20 protein-coding genes are annotated in these 23,342 nt (G+C 51.2%); 8 read left to right on the top strand and 12 right to left on the bottom strand.

Features of this window, described 5'->3' with window-relative positions; genetic code table 11:
- The first annotated feature begins 23 nt into the window (after positions 1–23).
- From FPG75_RS23785 to FPG75_RS23770, 4 genes are all read left to right on the top strand, one after another.
- Positions 24–530: a GNAT family N-acetyltransferase gene (locus tag FPG75_RS23785; protein ID WP_161596902.1), complete on the top strand. Its 507-nt coding sequence runs from the start codon at positions 24–26 to the stop codon at positions 528–530.
- A gap of 149 nt (positions 531–679) precedes the next feature.
- Complete coding sequence (locus FPG75_RS23780; RefSeq protein ID WP_143310544.1) at positions 680–979, top strand: DUF2089 family protein; 300 nt, start codon at positions 680–682, stop codon at positions 977–979.
- On the top strand, positions 976–1,521 hold the full coding sequence (locus FPG75_RS23775) for a hypothetical protein (protein WP_143310543.1): 546 nt from the start codon (positions 976–978) through the stop codon (positions 1,519–1,521). Before FPG75_RS23780 ends, FPG75_RS23775 begins: the two co-directional genes overlap by 4 nt.
- A complete protein-coding gene (locus FPG75_RS23770) occupies positions 1,518–2,459 on the top strand; it encodes an alpha/beta hydrolase (protein ID WP_143310542.1) in 942 nt (313 codons plus the stop codon). Before FPG75_RS23775 ends, FPG75_RS23770 begins: the two co-directional genes overlap by 4 nt.
- A gap of 166 nt (positions 2,460–2,625) precedes the next feature.
- Here the strand turns inward: FPG75_RS23770 and FPG75_RS23765 are convergent, their stop codons facing one another.
- From FPG75_RS23765 to FPG75_RS23745, 5 genes are read right to left on the bottom strand one after another with little or no spacing between them, the layout of a single operon-like run.
- A complete protein-coding gene (locus FPG75_RS23765) occupies positions 2,626–3,882 on the bottom strand; it encodes an MFS transporter (protein WP_143310541.1) in 1,257 nt (418 codons plus the stop codon).
- Positions 3,883–3,928: 46 nt separating this feature from the next.
- Complete coding sequence (locus tag FPG75_RS23760) at positions 3,929–4,522, bottom strand: TetR/AcrR family transcriptional regulator (protein ID WP_161596901.1); 594 nt, start codon at positions 4,520–4,522, stop codon at positions 3,929–3,931.
- Positions 4,523–4,561: 39 nt separating this feature from the next.
- Entirely contained in the window at positions 4,562–5,731 is a 1,170-nt protein-coding gene (locus FPG75_RS23755; RefSeq protein WP_143310539.1) for a glycoside hydrolase 100 family protein, read from the bottom strand.
- Complete coding sequence (locus tag FPG75_RS23750) at positions 5,728–6,849, bottom strand: glycosyltransferase family 4 protein (RefSeq protein WP_143310538.1); 1,122 nt, start codon at positions 6,847–6,849, stop codon at positions 5,728–5,730. Before FPG75_RS23750 ends, FPG75_RS23755 begins: the two co-directional genes overlap by 4 nt.
- On the bottom strand, positions 6,846–7,484 hold the full coding sequence (locus tag FPG75_RS23745; RefSeq protein WP_143310537.1) for a PIG-L deacetylase family protein: 639 nt from the start codon (positions 7,482–7,484) through the stop codon (positions 6,846–6,848). Before FPG75_RS23745 ends, FPG75_RS23750 begins: the two co-directional genes overlap by 4 nt.
- Before the next feature lie 154 nt (positions 7,485–7,638).
- Here FPG75_RS23745 and FPG75_RS23740 point away from each other — a divergent pair, with 154 nt between their 5' ends.
- A complete protein-coding gene (locus tag FPG75_RS23740) occupies positions 7,639–9,252 on the top strand; it encodes a Na+/H+ antiporter (protein ID WP_143310536.1) in 1,614 nt (537 codons plus the stop codon).
- A 72-nt stretch (positions 9,253–9,324) separates the two neighbouring features.
- Positions 9,325–10,083: an SDR family NAD(P)-dependent oxidoreductase gene (locus tag FPG75_RS23735; protein ID WP_143310535.1), complete on the top strand. Its 759-nt coding sequence runs from the start codon at positions 9,325–9,327 to the stop codon at positions 10,081–10,083.
- A gap of 48 nt (positions 10,084–10,131) precedes the next feature.
- Here FPG75_RS23735 and FPG75_RS23730 read toward each other — a convergent pair whose 3' ends face one another.
- The 5 genes from FPG75_RS23730 to FPG75_RS23710 form a co-directional block, all read right to left on the bottom strand.
- Positions 10,132–10,791, bottom strand: a complete 660-nt coding sequence (locus tag FPG75_RS23730; RefSeq protein WP_143310534.1) for a hypothetical protein — start codon at positions 10,789–10,791, stop codon at positions 10,132–10,134.
- Positions 10,792–10,859: 68 nt separating this feature from the next.
- A complete protein-coding gene (locus FPG75_RS23725) occupies positions 10,860–12,047 on the bottom strand; it encodes a M20 metallopeptidase family protein (RefSeq protein WP_143310533.1) in 1,188 nt (395 codons plus the stop codon).
- A 181-nt stretch (positions 12,048–12,228) separates the two neighbouring features.
- The gene (locus tag FPG75_RS23720; RefSeq protein ID WP_201748002.1) at positions 12,229–13,755 is read right to left on the bottom strand and encodes a RagB/SusD family nutrient uptake outer membrane protein; all 1,527 of its coding nucleotides are present in this window, start codon (positions 13,753–13,755) and stop codon (positions 12,229–12,231) included.
- A gap of 12 nt (positions 13,756–13,767) precedes the next feature.
- On the bottom strand, positions 13,768–17,139 hold the full coding sequence (locus FPG75_RS23715) for a SusC/RagA family TonB-linked outer membrane protein (protein ID WP_143310531.1): 3,372 nt from the start codon (positions 17,137–17,139) through the stop codon (positions 13,768–13,770).
- A 69-nt stretch (positions 17,140–17,208) separates the two neighbouring features.
- Positions 17,209–18,366, bottom strand: a complete 1,158-nt coding sequence (locus FPG75_RS23710) for a FecR family protein (protein ID WP_143310530.1) — start codon at positions 18,364–18,366, stop codon at positions 17,209–17,211.
- A gap of 434 nt (positions 18,367–18,800) precedes the next feature.
- On the opposite strand from FPG75_RS23710, the gene FPG75_RS23705 reads away from it, so the two are divergent.
- The gene (locus FPG75_RS23705) at positions 18,801–19,364 is read left to right on the top strand and encodes an RNA polymerase sigma-70 factor (RefSeq protein ID WP_143310529.1); all 564 of its coding nucleotides are present in this window, start codon (positions 18,801–18,803) and stop codon (positions 19,362–19,364) included.
- Here the strand turns inward: FPG75_RS23705 and FPG75_RS23700 are convergent, their stop codons facing one another.
- Positions 19,365–20,507, bottom strand: coding sequence for a sialidase family protein (locus tag FPG75_RS23700; RefSeq protein WP_143310528.1), 1,143 nt, complete (start codon positions 20,505–20,507; stop codon positions 19,365–19,367).
- 82 nt (positions 20,508–20,589) lie between these two features.
- Between FPG75_RS23700 and FPG75_RS23695 the strand changes: the two genes are divergently transcribed.
- Positions 20,590–21,870 carry a cell division protein CrgA gene (locus tag FPG75_RS23695; RefSeq protein ID WP_143310527.1) on the top strand — a complete coding sequence of 427 codons (1,281 nt, stop codon included), beginning with the start codon at positions 20,590–20,592 and terminating at the stop codon, positions 21,868–21,870.
- On the opposite strand, the gene FPG75_RS23690 is transcribed toward FPG75_RS23695, so the two are convergent.
- Positions 21,867–23,294 carry a DNA/RNA non-specific endonuclease gene (locus tag FPG75_RS23690; protein ID WP_143310526.1) on the bottom strand — a complete coding sequence of 476 codons (1,428 nt, stop codon included), beginning with the start codon at positions 23,292–23,294 and terminating at the stop codon, positions 21,867–21,869. The genes FPG75_RS23695 and FPG75_RS23690 overlap by 4 nt on opposite strands.
- Between the last annotated feature and the right edge of the window lie 48 nt (positions 23,295–23,342).

Genomic DNA, 23,342 nt, shown 5'->3' with positions numbered 1-23,342 from the left:
TCTTCATATGGAAACTTACAAAAATGAAAAACTTGGTCCAGCAACAACTCTTCACCTCTCGCCTTATCCTGCGTTCCTTGCGGCTTTCCGACGATCAGGACATACTTGCGCTGCGTACTGATCCGGAAGTGAACCGTTTTGTGGACCGCACCCCTTATACCACGCTGGACCAAAGCCGGCAATTCATTTCTCATATCGAAGCGGAAGTTGGTCAGCAACGCAGCTGCTATTGGGCTATCACACGGCGTAACAGCGACCGCCTGATCGGTTGCATCTGCCTCTGGAATTTTTCGGCCGACCGCCTGGTGGCGGAAGTCGGTTTTGAGCTGATGCCATCACACCAGGGCGCCGGCTACATGACGGAAGCCCTGAAAGCCGTTACCACCTTCGCTTTCGAACAATGCGGGCTCAAAGCCATCGAAGGTTATGTGAAGCCCGGCAACCAACGTTCTATCGCCGTGCTGGAAAAACAAGGATTCCGGAAAATACAGGAAGGCGATGAGATCGTGCTGGCATTGAACCAGGATTAAATGGATTAAAAAGATTTCCCAACAAGGTTCCAGCCCTTGAAGCGCTTCAAGGGCTTCTTCGCTTAAATGACCTTCTCATAAATCAATAAAATAAACAAAATTAAATTTGTTTTGAATTTTATTAAAAGTTTACTTACTTTTATTAAAGCATGAAACAAGTAAAAAAATCATTGCCGCATCTTTGTCCGGCATGTGCTTCGCCGCTGAAAGTAACTTCACTGAGTTGCGAAGCCTGTGATACAGCGGTAACAGGATCATTTGAAATGCCGCTGCTGGCAAGGCTTTCAGGGGAGGACCTCCAATTCGTGATCGACTTTGTAAAAAGCAGTGGCAGTTTGAAAGACATGGCGCAACAACTGGGATTGAGCTATCCTACTGTGCGCAACCTGCTGGATGATATTATACAGAAGATCATTTCAGAAGAAAAGAAAATAAAATCAACTAAATGAAAAAATGGTTGTTTGAGCCCTTTACTTACGTGGCGGGCGCCAAGGCCCTGCTGATCGGCTGGGCGCTGATGCTGATCACCACCGGCATCGCCATCACGAACCACACCCACTTCGACGGCGCTATTGACGTTCACACGAATCGGATCACCCCCCTGAAATATTATTTCATTGAACCGCCGATCGCCTGGGGCAGTGTAGTGCTGGTATTCTATCTTGCCGGCCTGTTCTTTTCGCGTTCCTCCATCCGCTGGATCGACGTAGCCGGCACCTTCGCCATGGCGCGCTGGCCGCTGATCTTCGTCACATTGCTTTATTTTCTGCTGCCGCATATCAATAGCCTGAAAGAGATTGGCCCAAGCTATATCACCATCGTGTTGATAAGCCTCATTTTTGTGATCTGGATGATACAGCTGATGTGGCAGGCCTTCCGGGTATCGTGCAATATCAGCGGCGCCAATGGTGTGATCATTTTCATCGCCGGGCTCATACTCGCAGAAGGTATCTCCTACGGAATTATCAATTTTATATATACAATCATATGAAAAAGTTCATCCTCATCACCCTGCTACTTGCAAACTCGCTGTGGATGCTGGCGCAAGCCGCCGACACTTCCACCGCCGTGTTGCACACCCCTACGGGCGATATCTATGGTACGCTCACCGTTCCCTCACATCACCAACAAGTGCCTGTAGTATTGATCATTTCCGGCTCCGGCCCTACTGACCGGGATTGTAACACCCCGCCGATGACGCACACAGATGCTTTCCGCATGCTGGCCGACTCGCTTAGCGCCCATGGCATCGCCTCCCTGCGCTACGACAAACGCGGCATAGCGCAAAGCCGATCTGCTATGCCAAAGGAATCCGACATCCGCTTTGATGATTACGTGAACGACGCCGCCGGCCTGCTACAATTGCTGAAAGCCGACAAACGTTTCTCCAAAGTATATGTTGCCGGCCATAGCGAAGGCTCCCTCATCGGTATGCTGGCCGCGCAAAAAACGCCGGTTAACGGTTACATCTCCATTGCCGGCGCCGGAGAAAGTGCCGACCTCATTCTCAAAAAACAATTTGCACAACAACCGCCGCAGGTAAGGGAAGCCGTTATTCCATTAATCGACTCTCTCCACCAGGGCCACATGGTGCACGCTGCGCCCTCACTGCAAATGTTCCTCCGCTCTTCCGTACAACCCTACCTGATCAGCTGGATGCGATACGACCCACAACAGGAAATCAAAAAGCTACAAATACCCGTTCTCATCATTCAAGGCAGCAACGATATACAAATAAGTGAAAATGATGCACAGCTGCTAAAACAAGCCCACCCTGCTGCGCAGCTCGTGATCATCCCGGAGATGAGCCACATCCTGAAAGCAGCGCCTGCAGACAGAGACGCCAACTTCAAAACCTACAAGGACCCCACACTCCCGCTCAAGCCTGAACTGGTAACGACTTTGGTGCAGTTCATTGACCACGATTAAACGGATTAAAAAGATTACCCTGATTTAACGAGAAGATCATTTAAGCGAAGAAGCCCTTGAAGCGCTTTGAGCGCTTCAAGGGCTACCATCGCGAATATCTCCCCCATCCATCTCCTTTCATCTTTTTTAATCCTGTAAAAAAATCCTGCTAATCCTTTCAATCATTCTAATCCTGAGCAACAGCCATCCGCGCGGAAGCCTTGGCGGTTCTCGCTTTCAGCATTTTGCTCACGCGGCCCAGGGCCAGGATGCTGACCATGCTCACGGCAACCACTACCCAGCCCAGTGTGTCGTAATGTTCGAGTGGACTGGCTTTCGTTTTTTGTGTAACGATCACGCCGGCAACTGCGGCGGCCACGCCGCCGGCGATCTGTTGCAGGGAGGAGTTGATGCTCATAAATGCGCCACGGTCTACCATGTCGGGAACGCCCGTTGTGAGAGCTACGCCGGGCACTACGCGGCTCATGATACCCACCATCATCAGTACGTTGAAGATCATGATCACCCACAGGGGATGCGGTGTGAGGTTCGTATATACCACTACCATAATCATCAGGTATAAAGTAGCTGCGCTGAACACTGCGAATTTGTCGACCTTATCACTAACACGGCCAATGGTGGGCATGATGAACAGGGAGCTCACACCGGATACCATGAAAAGCAGCGGCAGCTGTTCGGCGGTGATATGCAGGTTGTTGATCGCAAAGGCGCTACCGAAGGGCATCATCATAAATCCGCCGATAGACATCAACGCGGTAGCTGCAAAGGCAATGCGGTATTCTTTTTTAGAGATCGCATGCCACAGGTGCAGGAAGGCGTTACGGTCGTGTTGCAGGGCGAGATGTTTATTGACCGGCTCCATCTTCAGCTGGATGAGCGTTACCACGATCAACGCGATGGCTACCACCATGAAGAAAGGCGCTTCCCATCCCCAGCGGTTAGCCAGGTACAGGCTGATAGGAATACCTAACACCTGGCTGGCGCCAAAGCCCATCTGTAAGAAGCCCATCACACGGCCACGCAACTCTATGGCGAACAGGTCGGTGATGATGGCCATCGAGATAGAACCAATCACGCCACCAAAGAGGCCCGTGATGATACGGGCCGCTACCAGCACGGGATACGACTGCGCCATCCCGCAGCAGAGCGTACCTAAAATAAATCCGCTATAAAAAAATACCAGCAGTTTCTTACGGTCGAAACGATCGGCAAAACCCGCCGTGAGCAGGCCGGAAGCCCCGGCGCTAAAGGCATAGGCAGATACTACCAGGCCAAAAGGCCCGGGTTTGATATTCATCGATTTCATCAGCATATCCCCCAGCGGCGACATCACCATGAAGTCGAGTATAACGGTAAACTGTGTCAACGCCAACATGGCGATCAACAGTTTTTGATGTGATGTAAAAGTGGTTTCCTGTTTCATAAGATTAAAAATAAGCAAGCGTTCATTTATAAAATAGAGAAAAAAATTATTTGAGCAATATACCTTTCATTGCGAGGTCGAAAGTTTCTTTCATCACTTTATCAGAGAAGACGAATTTCTGGCCGGCAATATTTTTTCCTTCGTGATGAAAACGTAATAAAGTATATAAGGGAGAAAAACCGATAGACCAGAAAGCCTCTACAGACAACGGCGCTATCTCGCCCCGGTCAATGGCGCCTTGCACAAAGGTATGCATGCGTTCATTCATCTCTCCCCGGATGAGCGCCATCATCTCGCCGGCATAAGTAGAGAAACGTATCTTTTCAAAGAAGATGCTGGACAGCCTGTTCTGCAGGGTATAGTCGGCACGGTTCCGCCATTGCACCCACATCCCTTCCCGGAACTTCATCGTGGCCTTGAAATCACGGAAAATAAAATCCAGCATGCGCGAGATCTCTTCCACGCTCACACTTTTGATCAGGTCATCCTTATCTTTATGATAGATGTAGATCGTAGCGGGAGACACTCCCGCCGTTTTCGCCAAGCGGTTGATGCTGAAATTTTCCAGCCCTTCGATCGCTACCATCTCTACCGCTTTTTCCTTGACGGCCTGCATTTTATTTTCATCTCTGTATCTCATGCGGCACAAAGATAAGTAAGCGATCATTCATTTAAAAAATTATTTTTGACTTTCGGCCCTGATCTTGTCGAAGAAAGGCGTGTAACCGAGTTCTACACATTTTACGGCATAGAGGTATAGTGCGGCCGACCAGGTTTGCCAGTTCTGCCCCATCGGGCGGCCATCCTGGGCTTTGATCCATTCATTGAAACCATAGTCCAGCGGCTGGTTACGGGACAGCTTTATCAGCGCAGTAAGCACCTCGAGCTTTTCTGTGGCCAGCTTCATTTTTTTTGCCGCTACCAGGGCCGCTATATAAAGACTGCAGATGAACGGCCAGATGCCGCCATTGTGGTAGTTACCAGGTTGATTGAATATTTCATAACGCTCATGCCAGTCGGGATCACCGGGCCGGACATAAGGAAAAAAATTAGGCGGCAGGTTCATGGCCAGCTCTCCCTTCGCGCGCATGGCCCTGCACTCTTCCTCGATCCAGTCCACCATCTCCACCGCCCTCGCCGGAGAGGCAATACCAGCAAGGATCGCAAGGGAATTACCTAACAGGTCGAAACGTTCGCTGCTATATATTTTATACGACCAGAAAGCATAATACGGTTTATGCTTCACCGTTAGTCCTTCGTGTACATGCCGGTGCTGAATGCCAGCGGTGATCGTGAAGTGGCGCATTTCATGGCGCAGGTCATCCGCTGCGCGATGATGCCCCAGCAGCCGGAGATAACTATATACCAGCGTATTCACATACAAAGCATACCCGATGGTCCACTGTTCATCGCGCCAGTCGGTAGTAGGCAGCTGTGCAACCAGGCAGCGGTCGGACGGGCTTTGATAGCGCATCCAGGCGAGGCTTTTCTGTACGGCGTTTTCCAGGAAATCTTTCTCATCGGATAATTGACGGTAGATACCTGTGGCAAGCAGGAACAAGGGCGTGGTATCGCTGGCGCCACGGTCGTCCGGATCATGCACCAGCGAAGGGATGTGGCCATGCGACGATTGGTGCAGCGCCAGTGTTTCCAGCACTTTGCGCGCGCTTTTGTGGAGCAGTTTATTATCCGTTACGGCGATGCCCAATATGGCCAGCAGCAGGTCGCGCGTGTAGGGCTCAGGATAGCCCCACCCTGCCGTACGCGGTAGGCCGTGATAATTGCCTACCCTGTTATGCAACAGCACGGCTATGGCGGCTTCGCGCGCCTGTTCTATATAAGGTGTCATAGATCAAATCTTTCCCGGAGCAGCTGTACAAATTGCCTGGCCACGATGCGGTAATCGAAATGCTCCCGCACATGTTTCCTGGCGGCCCTGCCCAGATTGTACCGCAGCAGCTCACTGCTCAGCAACTGCCGCAAATGTGTAGCCAGATCGTCGACCTTGGCGCGGTACTCTACCGTACGTGGCACATCGAACACTACTTTCTCTGCGCGCGCGCCTACTGCTTCGTGGATGGTGATGTGTTTATCTACCCCCGCCAGCAGCGCCGTTTCGCCATGGACAAGCGTATCCAGCATGCCCATCGCTTTCATACTCACTACCGGCTTGCCGCAGGCGCCGGCTTCTACGAGCGGCATACCGAAACCTTCCAGCCGCGATGGCGCTGCATATATATCACAAGCGCCTATCAGGTAAGGCATGGCATTGCGGGATATCTGTTCCATTTTGAAGATGATACGGTCCGCAATACCCAGTTCACTGGCCAGTTTCAGGTCTTCTTTGTTCTGCCGTTCGGTACGGTCCTGCTTCCATACTTTGCATACATATTTCCAGGGCGGTACCTCATCGCCGAGTTGTGCGAGCGCCCGCATCACTTCGCGGGCGCCCTTGGAGGCCGCATCTCCGCCTACCGTCAGGATCATGAGCTCATCTCCCCTGATACCCATCATTTGACGGAGGGTATTTATTTTTTCATCATGCTGCGGGAAAGGGTGGAATGCATCTGTATTACAACCAACAGGCAACACTTCGATATTGCCGGATGTGATGCCATCGCGCTGGTACATCTCTTTCACCCAGCCGGAAGTAACGAGCAGCAGCGGCAGCTCGTTGAGTTCCTGCTGATAGCTGGCGATGAAGCCATCGGCCACCAGCCAGGGTACCGCCAGCATACCGTGGCGTTGCGGATGCAGCGCGATCTCCGGCACATGGCCCCAGTAGCCGATACCGGTGACCACATCCGGTTTGAACCAACGGTAATACCATTCTTTTTCGAGGTGACTGCCAGTATGTACGGCATGCACATCTATTCCAGTTTCCAATAGCCCTTTGTAGAGCAGGTCGCCTTGTGTAGAGAGGCCACCAGGGCTGGGCGGATAGTCGTATAACAACAATATTCTCATAATAGCGTACTTCCTTGTTGCAGGTAGCGGCAGGCCGCTGATGGATCAGTAAAACGCCAGAATGCTTCCGTAGCCGGTGTGGTGGCGGCTTCCCAGCTGCCGGGCGCAAAACCGTATGTTACTGTGATAAGCTGATATTTACGTTGCCAGGTGGCGGGCGACAATGGCGCCTGCAATGGCGCCTGGCTGTCGGCCTGGGGATAATAGGCGCCGTGGCCATCTTCATATGCGAACATCCACAACTCGCTGGCCTGTATCCGGCCTTCCTGCCAGCAATTGATGACCGCTTTGCTTACTTCCTCATGACGTTTATGACGGGTATATTCTCCCTTGGGATGATGGGTGATCAGCAGATCAAAATGTTGCTGAGGAATCAGCGACAACAGGTGATGGATGAGCACTTCCTGGCGGAGGGGCGTTTGCTCCGGGCCATCGTCCAGATCATCTATAGCACCGGTAGCGCCGAATAGCCGAAGCGCTGCAAAGAAACGTGGTGCGCGGTCGGGATCGCTCCCCCTGCAAATGCAGGCTACGAAGCAGTTCCAGCCGGGGTGATCCAGCAGGGTGCCTCCTGCCCACAACGTTTCGTCATCAGGATGTGCTACAATTACCAGTACGGATCTTGTTGCATGCATCGTGGTTGTTTTTCGTATAACCGTTGCTGTTAAAAGGAAAACCGGGGAAAATGTTCTCTTACAAATGTATGAAATTAATAAAAAACCAGTTGGATATCTGTTGTTTTCGTTTCATATTTATTTCCTAATTTATTGTGTACTTAATGTGAATGATATGCACCACACACTATTGTTGATCCTCTCTTTACTCTTTGGTATTTTCATGTTGGTGATGCTTGGGCAGAAGATGAAGATATCCTATCCCATCTTTCTCGTGCTCTCCGGACTCGCCATCAGCTTCGTTCCCGGCCTGCCGCATGCGGAAGTAGACCCCGAGCTGATCTTCATGATCTTCCTGCCGCCCTTGCTGTATGAGGCTGCCTGGTATACTTCCTGGAATGATTTCCGGAAATGGCTGCGGCCTATTTCGTTGCTGGCATTCGGGCTGGTGCTTTTCACCTCCTGCATTGTTGCTTATGTATCCAGCAATATGATTCCCGGATTCACGCTGGCGCTGGGCTTCCTGCTGGGCGGTATCATCTCTCCTCCTGATGCAGTGGCAGCCACATCTGTGCTGAAAAATATCAAAGTACCCAAAAGGGTGACCACCATACTGGAAGGCGAAAGTTTGATCAACGACGCCTCTTCATTGATCGTATTCCGCTTTGCGCTGGCGGCGGTATTAACCGGCCAGTTCTCCATGCACGAAGCAATGCAGCAGTTCTTTCTCGCCGCAGGCATGGGTATCGTGATAGGCCTGGTGATCGCGCATATCATGTATGCCATCCACCGCTTCCTCCCTACTACGCCCAGTATCGACGCTGCATTGACGGTAATGACGCCTTATTTTATGTACCTCGCCGCCGAGCAATTTCATTTTTCCGGTGTGATGGCCGTAGTGAGCGGCGGGCTTTTCCTCTCCTGGCGCTCGCATGAAATATTCAGCACCGGCGCCACCCGCCTGCAAATGCTGGGAGTGTGGAGCACGCTCATCTTCGTATTGAACGGGCTCGTGTTCATCCTCATCGGGCTGGAACTGCCGGTGATCGTGAATGGATTAGGGGATTATTCTATAGGACAAGCCATCACTTATGGCCTGGTGATCAGCGCACTCACCATCATCGTGCGCATTGCATGGATCTATCCTGCCGCCTTCATCCCGCGGATGTTGAGCAAAAGTATCCGCACGCGCGAATCATCGCCCGGCTGGCGCGGCCCGCTGGTAGTGGGCTGGGCTGGCATGCGCGGCGTGGTGTCGCTGGCATCTGCCTTGTCGGTCCCCTTTCTCTTACATGAGGGCGGCCCGGCATTTCCGCATCGCAATCTTGTTATCTTCATCACCTTCATCGTTATATTGGTAACGCTGGTATTCCAGGGCCTCACGCTGCCATTGATCATCAAACTCACCGGTATCAAAGAGATCGATGAGCTGATCCCTGAAGCCGAGCAGGAAGCAGGCATACAGCTCAGCCTGAAGCGCGTAGCACTGGCACGGCTAAACGAAAAATACCAGGAAGATATTAAAGAGAATGAACTGGTGGGCTTCCTGCACCAACAACTTGAGCATGATATCGACGTAACCCGCATGCGCCTCGATTCGCTGGAATGCGACGAAACAGAAGCGCACGAGGTGGCCCGGTATCACGAAGTGCTGGAAGATATTTATGCCGAACAACGCAAAGAGCTCTTCCGCCTGCGCAAGGCCAACACCTTCAGCGATGAGGAGATCCGCAAGCAGGAAATGCAGCTCGACCTCGACGAACTGAAGATAGCGCCATCAGGGCATTAAAAATACTGAAACTGTCACCATGCCCGTGAAGCGATGCCGGGCGAAATTTGTGTCATAAAAATTTCAACAACCATGGCAAAGAAAATAGCACTGATCACAGGCGGCAGCCGCGGTCTCGGCAGAAATGCCGCCCTGGCATTATCAAAGAAAGGTTTCGATGTGATCATCACCTATCACAGTAAAAAAGACGAAGCAGAGAAAGTAGTGAATGAGATCAGCAACGCCGGCAACCAGGCGGCAGCCCTGCAGCTGAACACCGCATCCATAGCTGGTTTCAGCGATTTCGCGCAGCGTTTAGGCGCGCTGCTGCAAGAGCAATGGCAACGCAATACCTTTGATTTCCTCATCAACAACGCCGGCACTAATGTAAAAGGCGCCTTCGGCACATTTACAGAAGCGCAGTTCGATGAGCTGCTGAACATACATTTCAAAGGGGTGTTCTTCCTCACACAAACATTGTTACCACTGCTGGCCGACAAAGGCGGCATCATCAATCTTTCCAGCGGCCTGGCGCGCTTTGCCCTGCCGGGATATGCGGCCTACGGGGCCATGAAAGGCGCAATAGAAGTGCTTTCCCGCTATATGGCCAAGGAGCTGGGCGCCAGGGGTATCCGTGTAAATGTGATTGCGCCGGGCGCTATCGATACGGATTTCAACAAGTCCGACTTCGATGCCCATCCGGGCAGCCGTGAAGCCATCGGCGCCAACACCGCCCTGGGCCGCATCGGCGTGGCTGATGATATCGGCGGCGTGATCGCCTCGCTGTGTACAGATGAAATGGCGTGGGTAAATGCGCAGCGGATTGAAGCGAGCGGCGGTATGTTTTTGTGATCATTTTTGTACCCCGGGTTGCACCCGGGGTACAAAAATGATCTTCGTTTATTTTCGTTTCTTGAGCACCATCACCACTTTCGCATCTACGTCCTGTATATACGTTGATCCCATTATTACTTTCTGGCGGCCTTTGACAGAGAGAACGCCGTTCAGGCGCAGGGTATCGCCCGCCCAGCTGATTTTGAAAGTAGTAGGAACGCTGGTGGTGTTCATATCAGGGATACCGGACGTTACCTGTCCAAACCCGGAACGGAGGGAATCTGTTCCGACCATGGTATAAGTACCTTCCGTGCTCATGGCAGGCAAGGTGAAATTGAACGGAACTATTTGTTCTCCCGCTTTCACGCTATCTATCCAGGTTTCTGCTGTCATCATTGTTTCAACAGTATAAGAAAAATCAACAGAAGTAGTTTTTCCATTCTGAAAGGTGACAATACCTGTGTTTTTCTTCGTTACATAATCACAATTGGATTTAGTAAGGTAGGTACTGCCCTCTTCGTTCAGCGTCATGGATGTTTTGGTATTGACTTCTTCCCAGAGGAAATCATAAGTACCTGTAACACCGCCGGAAATACCGCCGGTAGCGGGGTTGCCGCTATTATTATTTCCGGGGGCATTGGGCGCAACGCTCATTTCTTTACTGCAGGAGAACAGGGCTGTGGTCATCAGCGCTACAGCCAACATACGGGTATAGGTGCGTATCATAGTAAAAATATTGGCCGCAAGATAAATAATTTGCAGCAGGCGATATGTACTATTTACAGCTAGTAAAGTTAGTTGCCCAGCGATTTAAGCGCGAGATAGGTCATCAGTCCGGCGCCGGTTTCGATGGAGGTTTCATCTGCATCGAAGGTGGCGGTATGCAGGCCGGAAATGATGCCCCTGGCTTCATTGCGCACGCCGAGGCGATAGAAGCAGGCATCCGAGGCCTGCGAATAATAGGCAAAATCTTCTGCCGCCATCCAGATATCGAGATCAATCACATTTTCTGCACCGAGAAAATCAATGGCATGTTCACGGGCAAAAGCCGTGAGCTGATCATCATTGATGAGCACCGGATAGCCTTGCTGTATATCAATATCGCAGGTAGCTTCCATGCTGTCAGCGATGCCGACAGCCATCTTGCGGATCTTGGCAAGCGCCTCCTGGCGCCAGTCTTCATCCATAGACCGGAAAGTACCGGCGATCTGCACTTCATCGGGGATCACGTTGGTAGCGCCGTTGGCGGTCATCTTGCCGAATGACAATACCGATGGCATCAGCGGGTTAGCGCGGCGACTCACGATCTGTTGCAAAGCGATGATCATATGACAAGCCACCACCACGGGATCGATGCCCAGGTGAGGCATGGCGCCATGACTGCCTTTTCCTTTGATGGTAATAAATATTTCATCATTGCTGGCCATATAACGGCCGGGATGGAAACCTACTTTGCCCGCTGGCATCTCGGGCATGGTATGCTGCCCCAGGATGTAATGCGGACGCGGGTTTTCGAGCACGCCTTCTTTGATCAGCATGCTGGCGCCGCCTGGTATCAGTTCTTCCGCAGGTTGGAAAATCAGCTTCACCGTGCCGGCAAACTCTTCGCGCATCCGGCTGAGAATGCCCGCTGTGGCCAGCAGCGAGGAAGTATGCACATCATGGCCACAGGCATGCATCACGCCATTGTTGCGCGAGCGGTAGGTTACTTCGTTCTGTTCCAGTATCGGCAGTGCGTCGATATCGGCGCGCAGTGCCACCACGGCCTCCGAGGGCTGGCGGGCGCCGCTGAGCAAGCCCACCACGCCCGTATTGGCCATTCGTTTGAAAGGTATATCCAGCGCCCTTAGCTGTTCTTCGATGAACAGGGCGGTATTAAACTCTTTATAAGACAATTCCGGATTGGCATGCAGGTGCCTGCGGTTGGCAATAGCAGCAGAGTGCAGCTCACTGGCCAGCTGACGGATTCTTTCTTTAAGCATTGCAGAAGATTTCAATCACCAAGTTTAAGGTATTTCCCGCAAATTGGCTCAGGAAGGATTTTCGAATTTATTGATTTTCGGATTTATTGATTTAATTGAAGCGGAGATGAACAATATTGTTATCTCCGCTTCAATTAAATCAATAAATCCGAAAATCAATAAATTCGAAAATCCCGCGGGCCTAGTAGCCGGGATTCTGCACCAGGTTGTGATTGATGGAAATTTCATTATTGGAGATGGGCAGGAACTTCGACTTGTCGGTATAGCCGCTGGCGAATTTCGTTTCGATCAGGCCGCCATCGGCGCCACGCACTTCAACGGGATAGATATCTTTGCCGATGCCCCAGCGCCTTACATCATCCCAATAAAGCCCTTCGAGCGCAAACTCGATGCGGCGCTCGTGGCGCAACTGCTGGCGGGCCGCATCCTGCGGGAGGTTCAGCGGCAGCGCCTTGATCTTCACATCTGTACGTGAAGTACGTATCTGGTTGATCAGCTGGATAGCCTGCGGAATATTCACACCCTTTTCTATCATGGCCTCTGCCCGCGACAGGATCACATCGGCATAACGGTAGATGATGAAATTCAGGGGCTCCTGCCCTGCCACCACCTGCTGCGTTTCAATGGTATACTTACGGATACCGAAACCTACTTTCTGACCAGTGTGGTTTTTTATTTCCACGGGATAGAGCTGCCCCTGGAAATAAGCGCCCGGCCGCAGGATCGTGAAATCCAGCCGCGGATCACGGTTGGCGTAAGGATTACTTTTATCTACCGGCGATCCATCGATGGTTTCATAGGCATCCACCAGGTTCTGGATCGGCGCAACGGAGTTAGAACCATCGATGCCATATTTGATGTTCTGCGGTTGCCAGTGACGATCGAAATAACTGCCCTGCTGAAAAGGGCCATCCATATATTCCACATCAAAAAGTACTTCGGCGTTGTTTTCATTGGCGAGCTGAAACAGGCCATGGTAGCTGGGGAACAGGCTGTACTTGTTCAACGCATCAATTTTATCGGCATATTCCAGTACTTTGTCCCAATTACTTTTGTAGAGATATGCCCGCAGCTTCATGGCATAGGCGGCGCCCAGTGTAGCCCTTCCCGTTACAGGCGCTTCTTTCTGCAAACGTTTGATCGCTTCGTCGTAATCTGCATGTACCTGTGCCCATACTTCGTCTTCTGTATTGCGTTTCAGCGACCGCGCCTCCTCAGCGCTGATCGATCTGGTAAACACCGGCACGCCGCCATAGCTATTGGCGAGCAGCGCATAGTATACCCCGCGCAGGAAATAAATCTCTCCCTTCAACTGCACTTTCTTCAAACTATCCATCGGTACCTTATCTATATTTTCAAAAAAAGTATTGGCACGATTGATACCGGTATAACACTGCTGCCATCGCCCGCTGACGATACCGCCATCATTGGCAGAGATGGTGCCGTTACCCACCTGCTTCTCCATCCCTTCCCAGTAGGCCCATTGATAGGCGTTGGGCGAACAGGCGTCAAAACCGCCGCCATAGCCATATACGAAAGATTCATGTAAAACGTTGTACACGCCGTACAAAGCCAGCAAGGCATCGGATTCATTCTGCCAGAAATTTTCTGTAGTGATGCGGTCGTCGGGCTTTTTATCGAGGAATGATTTAGAGCAGCTGCTGACCAACAACATCAGGGCCATCATCAAAAAACATATATATCGCATAGTCATTTCTTTTTAAAGTTGCACATTGATACCAAAAGATGTGATCACCGGCGTGGGATAGATGGTTGCGCCGTTACCGAACGTGTTCTGCTCCGGATCAAAACCAATGTAACCCTTGCTGGTAAAGGATGGCAGGTTTTGTACGTTGGCATACACATTCGCGCTTCTGAAGCGGATAGTCTTCATCCAGGCTTCGGGCAGCTGGTAGGAGAGCTGGATATTCTTGATCTTCAGATAGCTCATATTTTGCACCCAGAAAGAAGATTCGTAACGGTTCCAGGTATCGTTCACCACGATCCTTGGCAGTGTGGCGCTGTGGTTCTCCGGCGTCCAGGCGTCGCGCCAGCGGGTCAGCAAGGTGCCTCCGGAAATGCCCAGCGGCGTGGTCCAGGCACTCTGGTTATAACCATATACGCCGGCCATACCCTGCGTTACTACGTTCAGGCTCCAACGTTTGTAATTGACATTGATGGTGAAGCCGTAAGTCCAGGATGGCAGCGTGTTTCCAAGGGCTTGCTTGTCTTTGTAATCGAGTTTGCCATCGCCGTTCACATCTTCATATTTGATATCTCCCGCCTTCGGCACATAGCCATTGGCATACATGTATTGAGACGCTTCTTTGTCTGTCTGGAAAATACCGATGGCCTTGAAACCATACAGCATTTTGTAAGGCTGTCCTTCGCGGATCAGCCATAGCTGGTCCGGCGCATCTTCGCGGAATCTGGTGACCATATTTTTGATATAGGAGACGTTGGCGCCGATGGCGTAACTGAAGCCCGACTTATATTCCGGCGAACGGTAGTTCACCGCAAATTCAAAGCCTTTGTTATTCATCTTACCAATATTCTGTATCGGTGCGCTCACTTCTCCCAAAGTGCTGGAGATAGGCAATTGCACCAATATCTTGTCGGTATTTTTATTGAAGTAGTCGAGCTCGAAAGAAAGGGCATTATCGAAGAAGCCGAGGTCTAATCCCACATCTGCGCTGGTAGTGGTTTCCCAGCTGATATTGCGATCCACCAGTTGCGTGATGGCGGCGCCGGGCGCCAGCTGGCCGCCCACCGTATAGCTGGTACCGTTAGTTTGCGTCACTGCACCGATGTACGGATAGTTGTTGTCGATATTCTGGTTGCCCAGCTGGCCCCAGGAGGCGCGTAATTTCAGCTGACTGATCGCAGGCAAACGTTTGATGAAATTTTCTTTCTCCATCGCCCAGCCTACTGATACAGATGGAAAATAGCCCCAGCGGTTGCCCTGCCGGAAACGGGAAGAAGCATCCGCACGCAGGTTGCCTTCCAACAGGTATTTTTCGCGGTAATTATAGTTCACACGACCGAAATAAGAGAGCATGCTCCATTCAGTAGTATTGCCGGAAGCCTGCACATTACTGGTACCTGCATCTACTTCATTCAGGCCGGACTTAGGCGGGTCGGACTTTTGCGCCGACATGTTCTTGAGCTGGTACGACTCTGCCTGCGTACCCAATATCGCGGAAAAGTTATGTACGTTGTTGATGGATTTCGTATAGTTGAGCGTGTTATAGAATACCCAATAGAACTCTTCATTATTGCTCCTGTATGGCGTAACCTGGGAAGGGTAATCGAGCACTTTGCCTTGCAGCCCCGTGGACGTATATACGTAGTTGAGCTGATTGTATCGATCCTGACGATTGTTGTTTGATTGCCCGGTGAACATTGTTTTGAAAGTAAGGTCTTTCGTGATGTTAGCCGTAGCGTTCAGGTTGGCCCGGAAAAAAGTATTCACATACTGGCTGTTGCCATTATACAGATCGGGCAGCGGGTTGCGGGAATCCACGATGGGCGAGCCATCCGGCTTGAGTGCCTGTGTAGCGCCGAAGCGGCCATCGCTGGTATAAGGCGCAATGAAGGGATAGCCGCCATTGGACAGGATGTAGTAGATGCGGTCGATACCATTGTAAGGGCTGTTAGTGACTTTACGCGTGATCTGCACGCGGCCGCCCACTTCCAGCCAGTCTTTTATTTTATTGTTCAAAGAAAAGTTGACGCCATAACGTTTGCTGTTGGTTTGTTTGATGATACCATCCTGGGAGAGATAATTGGCGGAGAGAAAAAAATTCTGTTTCGCAGAACCTCCTCTTACGGAGATGTTGTGTTCAGTGATCGGTGCAGTACGGAATATCTGTTTATAAAAATCAGTGTTGGGGTAGAGATAAGGATCATTATGTTTGGAGAAGCTGTCGATCACATTCGCCGGGAAGAGCGGATCGCCACCGCTGTTGACTACCGCGCTGTTCCAGAGGTTCATAAATTCCACGCTATTGTTGATGCGGTCGTATTTGCGGCCGAGCTGCTGGAAACCGTAATAGCCGTTGTAGGAGATCACCGGCTCTGAATTGTAGCTTCCTTTTTTAGTGGTAACCAACACGATGCCATTAGCTGCGCGGGAGCCATAGATGGAGGCTGAAGCCGCATCTTTCAGGATGGTGATGCTGGCGATATCGGCAGGATTGAGTTCTGCGAGGCGGCCTTCAATACCATCAATAAGTACCAGCGGATCGGTGTTATTGAGCGTACCATAGCCACGTACGCGGATGGTAGCGCCATCGCTGCCGGGAGAGCCGGAGTTCTGGCTTACAAAAACACCAGACACCTTACCAGCCAACGCCTGGCTGGGATTGGTGATAGGCCTGCTTTCCATCACTTTATCGTAGTTCACCGTAGCCACTGCGCCGGTGAGGTTAGCGCGCTTCTGTGTGCCGTAGCCAACTACCACTACTTCGGAAAGCTTGTCGGCAGCTGATTTCAGCGTAATACTCAAAGCGTCTTCAGAACGTATAGCCACTTCCGTAGTCTGAAAGCCGATATAGGAAAGTACCAGCACATCGCCCGGCGCCGCCTTGATGGAGAACTCGCCATTTTCGTTGGTGGTGGCGAAGGCTTTGTTATCTTTTGTTTTGATGGTAACGCCGATCAGCGGTTCGCCGCTTTCATTGACCACTTTACCTTTTACCACTATCGGCGGCGCATCCGCCAGCATGGCGGGTTTGGCATCGCTCTCCTTTTCCTTGATAGCAATGATATTGTTTACCACGCTATAGGTAAGCGGTTGTGATTTGAAGATCTGATCCACTACTACCAGCACATCTTCATTGATCGCTTTGATGGTAACGGGTCTGGCTTTTTTCAGTACATCCATTTTATACCAAAAAACATAGCCGGTTTTTTCTTCCATTTTTTTGAAGATCTTTTCCAGGGGCTGGTTGGTCACGTCCAGACTTACCTTTTGTGATTGGCGATCGGCATACGCGTGGCTCCAGCACAGCAACAGGCTGGATAGTAGCAGTAGCAAGGTTTTCCGGGCATAACGCCGGCGTGCAAGGGTTCTTTTTAAAGGTAACCTCATACATACGATTTTTAGGTTGTTAAAATGGTAGATGCTTGATAACAGGCAAGAGAATCCGCGTGTCAGGTTTTATTCAACAATAATGATATTTCCTTTGGTGGAAAAGCGTGCTCCATTGGCTTTGAGGCCGCTGAGGATTTCGGACAGTTGCATGTTCGGGTATATCTTCCCGTGGAAAGCTCCCTGGTGGGCATTTCCGGCGAAACGCACTTCAACGTCATACCAGCGTGCGATCTGGCGAAATACTTCTTCCAGTGGCGTGTTGTCGAATTGCAGGTAGCCTTTTTTCCAGGCCATTACTTCGTCTATATCTGGTTGTACAACGCTCAGGTTCCCGTGGCGGGTAGCGCGGGCCTGTTGTCCGGGCTGGATCAGCGTATGTTTACCTTTCACGTTCACTTGTACGCTTCCTTCCAGTAGCGTGGTTTTGATGACAGGCTCATTTTCATAGGCATTGATATTGAAATGCGTGCCCAGTACCTGTATGGTGGCGGCTCCCGCCTGCACGACAAAGGGCTGGCGCGCGCCTGCAAACGTTCGCTTGGCCACTTCAAAATAGGCCTCGCCGCGGATGCTCACCTGGCGTGCAGCGCTGGTGAATGCCGCCGGGAAAGTGATGGCCGACAGAGCATTGAGCCATACCTTGCTGCCATCGGGCAGCACTACGGTATAGCGCGATGCCTTGGGCAAACTGAGTGTATGCGTGGCCGTTATATTACCCCCTGCTGCATATTCAATTTCATGGCCGTTCGTTTTGGTAATGCGAACGTTTCCATCGGTGATCACAGCGTTCACCGGAACAGTGTCCAGGGCAATGTCGCGGCCGCCGGACAAATGCAGCAGGGCTTTGTGGCCGGCGCCGGAAGACATGGTTTCCTTTAACGATATCGCTTTCCGTTTATCCGTAGGGGTGATATGCCGGGCATGAAACACCCACGCGGTGATCAGGATTCCTGCCATAGCCGCCGCAGCAGCCCATCGCATCATCGTGATACGGCGGCGGGGGAAAGCGCCGGCAGCGTCCGGGTCAGCATTCATTTTCCCCAGTAGCGCTGCCTTTGCCTTGTCTTTAAACCTGATCGCCTCCGTGGAATGTTCATCATCAAATAACGGCGCATTCGCCTCGCTGGCAGCGAGCCAATCTTCTACCTGCTGCACTTCCTCCGGAGAAGCTGTGCCTGCCAGGTATCTTTCTAAAAGCCGTATGTCGAAATTGTGTTGTTCCATAAATCTGTCGGCCCGGCCGGCCCCGGGTTCCACCCGGGTCTACCGGGCTATCGCTACCGGGCGTTCGCTCCTACGGAGCTGAATGCGGCGTAACCTGCGCAATATCTACCGGGCTTTCGCCCCTACGGGGCGATATGTTATAGCAGGCGATATATCTACCAATATGCCGCCCCGTAGGGGCGATATATTGGTAGCCACGTTTGTCCAACAACATCGCGCTCCGTAGGAGCGACATATTGGTAGCAGGCGATACATCTATCAATATGCCGCCCCATAGGGGCGATATATCGGTAGCCGCGTTCGTTCAATAACATTGCGCCCCGTAGGGGCGGTAGATTATATCCCGATCTTTTTACCTCTTTATAAACGGGCAAAAAGAAAAGTACCGCTATTGTATTTCTAACTTTTTTTTAGTTTTTTTATTCGCCATTTGCATGCAGAAAATGAAGTTATCATATGCAAACGCTACCGACAGCGATCTGTTCCAGTTATTGAAAGAAGGGGACCCGCGTGCCTTTGAGGCGATCTATGACCGGTACTTTATCAGCCTGCTCAACATGGCCTACAAACGGATGGAGAACAGGGAAGATGCGCTGGAAGTGGTACAGGATGTGTTCATCCGGCTGCATGCCAATCGTGAAAGGATAGAACATACCACCTACCTGTTCGCTTATCTCCACACCTTACTAAAGAACGGCATCATCGACCGTTTCCGGCAGAAACTGGTGCAGCAAAAGCAATACGCTGCTATCCGCGAGCAGGTGCAATCCCACACCGAAGCCCGCAGCGATCAGTATATCGATAGTAAAAAACTGGAAGAAAAGATACAACAGGTGATCAACCAGTTGCCGGAGAAATGTAAGGAAGCCTTCCTGCTGAGCCGCGTGCAATACCTCTCCCATCAGGCCATTGCTTCCCGTATGAATATTTCCGTGAGCACAGTAGAAAAACACATTGTAAAAGCCCTGCATGCGCTGCGGAAGCAGCTGGCGGAATAATTACTTCGTCCAGTTCACTACTGTAAATACAATCTCTTTATATCCTTTACGTTCGTACAGGATGCCGATCTGTTGCCGGGAGATATTGGCTATATCAGAATAGGCGGCATAGTCCCCTTTCTTGTCGTTGCTGGCCTCTATCTCGTAAGACCTGCGCCAGTGGCGGCCGCCAGGCTCGCTGATGCGCAGGGTGAGGTGATTGCGTTGTAAGGTATCTGCCGCATTGCAGCAGGCCAGCACTGGCTGTCCTTTTTTCCAGGCGATATTGAGCAGGCTGCCCTGGTTCACAGGATCGGGCAATTGCGGGTCATAACTGTACTGATCCCAGGTAGCGCCGCCATCCTTGCTGATGGCTACAATGCGCGCTTTTACGTTACCCTGCTGGTTACGGGCATTCAGCATCAGTGCGCCGTTGGCCAGTTCGGCCGCCATACATTCATTGCTGCCGGGCACAGGCAAGGATTGTGCAAGATGAAAAGTTTTGCCATGATCATCAGTGTAATAACCATGCGAACAATAGTCCTTAAAATGTGGCTGCGGATTGCCTTGCGAGTGATTGGCTGCTACGTATAGGCGTCCCCGGTATTGCCCGCGGGAAAACTGTAGAGCGTGACCGGGCGTATTGGCGTAGCTGCGCCAGTCTTCCGGCTGATGCGGCCGGTGCACCTGCGCCGTAATATTCACGGGCGCCGACCAATGTTGGCCGCCATCGGAGGAAGTGATATACCATACTTCACGCAAACCTTTGCCCTTACGCACCTCTCCTTCATGATTATTACCGGTATTATAAAAGAGGAAGATCCTGCCGCCAGGATAATCAGGATCGGTAAGATCCACTACCGGCGCCGGATTGCCGGCCTGCAAGGAATCGTTGTCCACCACTTTTTCAAGGGGCTGCCAGCTGCGGCCATTGTCTTTACTGCGCTTCAGCACAATATCAATATCACCAAAATCCGCTGCATTGTGCAAACGTCCTTCTGCAAAAGCCAGCAGCTGCCCGTCGGGCAAGCGTATCAAAGCCGGGATACGGTAACTCGCATATCCTTCTGTACCGGCGGTAAATACCGGTGCTTTCGTTTGCTGTGCAAACAATACGAACGGGAAAAGCAATAGCGGTAATAATAACTGGCTGCGCGTCTTCATCGATAAGCATTTTCATAACGACAGCGACCAATATACGGCGGGATTTTGGTTATTTTTGCACCTTCTAAAAGAGGTAACCCGCATGTCTCGTGAAGTCATTTATCAATTCCGGATCTTCGATGCCGGCCGTACCGGCTGGATAATGTTGTTATTGTTCGTATGGATATTAGCCTGTATTATCGTCAACTTTGAACTCAGGCCGAGCGTAGGTTGGATGATAGCCATCTTTGTAACAGTAATTATGACAGGATTGATATTGTCAACACGATGGATTGTACGGAATGAGACAGTCACGGTAGATGATCACTTTGTATGCTCTGCCTTATATGGCACATTTGCATTGGAAGATATTATCGGCGTATCCCGTTCTTTCTGGGGCACCCAGCCATCGCTGCGGCTGAAGATCAGGAACCGCCGCGCGGTGACCTGGCATCTCAACAACAACTCAAAAGGATTTGTGTCGAACAAGGCCGAAGAGCTTGATGCATTTGCGCAATTAGTGGAAACCTTGGCACAACGGAGAAGCACCTACGAAAAGAAAACGGTAGCTACATCCGCACAACCAGTTTCCACGCAATTGGAAGAGGCCCGTAATAAAATTACGAAACCGCAGTTCGCCATTCCTGTAGGGCTGGCCGTGGGTGCGGTCATCCTCGTCAGAAGCTGCGCCGGTTCCTGGTTTCACCACAGCCCTGATTTATATGAGCTCACAGAGGCCTCACTGGAAACGTTCAATCACCACCTCGTGGAAGTAAGAAAAGTGCTCGACGAAAAAATGACTACCGCCGGCGAATGGTATCTCTACACCAATGATACCGCCGCTTTCGTGAAGTTACTGCCCGATGTCCCTCCACCCGGCGATGATCATCTTCCCCTGATGAAATATGCCTCCGCAAATAAAGCCATGGAAGCCTTCCTCGCGCATCCTGATTCCGTGCCGCTCCTCCTCTATGTGGCCAGTGGCGACAGCGTTCTGCGGCAATTGAACAAAGGCATTAACCGTTTCAGCGACAGCAGTGAAAAAGTACTTTATGCGCGGGCTTATGATCCATCCCATTACATCAAACCTTCACACGGCGATCCTAACGTCAACGACTCAACGGTTTTTGATGTGGTATGGAGCATTTCCCTGGCAGATACCACCGCTATCAGCAAAGCGATCAACAGCAGCATACCTGGCATGAACATGATGCTGAGCCAGATACGCCTGCGGCCGGGCTTTTGTTTTTATCTCGCTGCGCGCCAGCAAGACAGCGTGAGCAGCCAGCTTTTTGCTCAATCCGTACAGGCTTTGAACAAATTGCTGTTGAAATACCAGGTAGATACCAGCCGGTTTGTGATGAAAACATTTAACCGGCATTAGTATTCCGCATGATCGATCTTCTTCACCAGCTCCTGCCTTACTGCTTCCGGCACTTTGCTCAGTAATTTCAGGTGGGTGGCCTGTTCTATCTCGGCAATAGAGGTCAGATAGGCAGACCAACTTGTGTTCACGTCATTACTGTTAGGGGTGTTCACAGCAATGATGCGCGTATTTTTATTGATACGTTTCAAATCGTTATTGCCCTCCGGCAGCACTAAGATCACTTTCCAGATATGGTCCGGTACGGTGATGCGGTCGTGGTCTATCTTCTCCCGGAAACCTTTGCTGCCGGTACCGCCAACGCCGTAGCTGCCCATGATCACATACACTTCATTGCCTTTTTTCACCAGGCCGCGGGTATAATCTTCCAGGTAAGCCCAGAGATGCTGGTTATGCATGGGCGCCTGCGGAATCATGTTGGTCATGAGGAAGGTGGCTTCGTTGGCATCGCGGGTATTGGTACGGTCGCCGGAGGGGCAGTTATGGCCCCGGTCGAAGCCGCTGCCGATGTAGCTGGTCTGGGCTACGGCGTACCATGTGGAGGGCAGGTCCATATCTGCGCGGAAATCATTCGCACGGTTCATATTGCCCAGGTCGCGGCGGGAAATATGCCAGCACACCCAGTTAGGCGTACCACGGTCACGGTTATACGATAATTTATAGTAGCCTTTATCCATAAGGTAATTGTTGGCCATGGCCAGCGAAGCGCTGGCATTGCTGGGATTACCGAGCAGCAGATGATCATCGTCGCCGGCTACGGCGTCACCGGCGGGCATGTCATTGCGTTCAGGCGCAGGGCCGGCATATCTTACTACAAAAGCGTCGAAATTGAGGCGGGCGTCATCCCGTTCTGTTTTGCGTATCTGGAAGCGGATCGTATTTGTGGTGCTAACGGAAAAGGTAGCAGTTTGCAGTTGCCGGCTGCCGGTACTAACGGTGTTGCCTGCCTTAAAATAGCGCTGGCCTTTATTTACCGAAGCCCATAACTCCCATTCGGCGGCAGTGGTATCTTTGCCGTATAAAGCATGTTTTAGTGTAACCGTTACCGTGCCATTCACCACGATATCAAAATTCATGGCAGCGCTGCCGTTTGCACGAATGCGCAGGGCCTGACTGCCCTGCTTATGATCCAGTTCTCCCCCACCGGTTACAGCATCTTTAAATTCCCATGAACCGCTGCCGAGGTCAACGTCTCCGGAATTATAATTGGTTTTCGACCCTTGTTCAAAATCCTCCAGGAGCAAGGCTTTCGGCGCATGGCGCCGGGCAGTTTTTTTCTTATGATGAGATTTCTTCGGAAGTTCTTTTTGCGGTGCGTCCGTATTAAATTTACGGGAACAGAAAGTAACGATCAGGGCGATCACTATCAATACTATAATGAGGGAAAGCGAATTATCATCGCTCTTCTTTTTTTTCTTCGGCATGGCGCAGGTTACGAGCGCGCGAAGATAGTGAGGATTTACGGATTTATT

Source organism: Chitinophaga vietnamensis, assembly GCF_902167635.1.
Classification (GTDB): Bacteria; Bacteroidota; Bacteroidia; order Chitinophagales; family Chitinophagaceae; genus Chitinophaga; species Chitinophaga vietnamensis.
The sequence above is the reverse complement of the archived record's forward strand: the minus strand, read 5'-3'. Positions and strand labels throughout refer to the sequence as shown.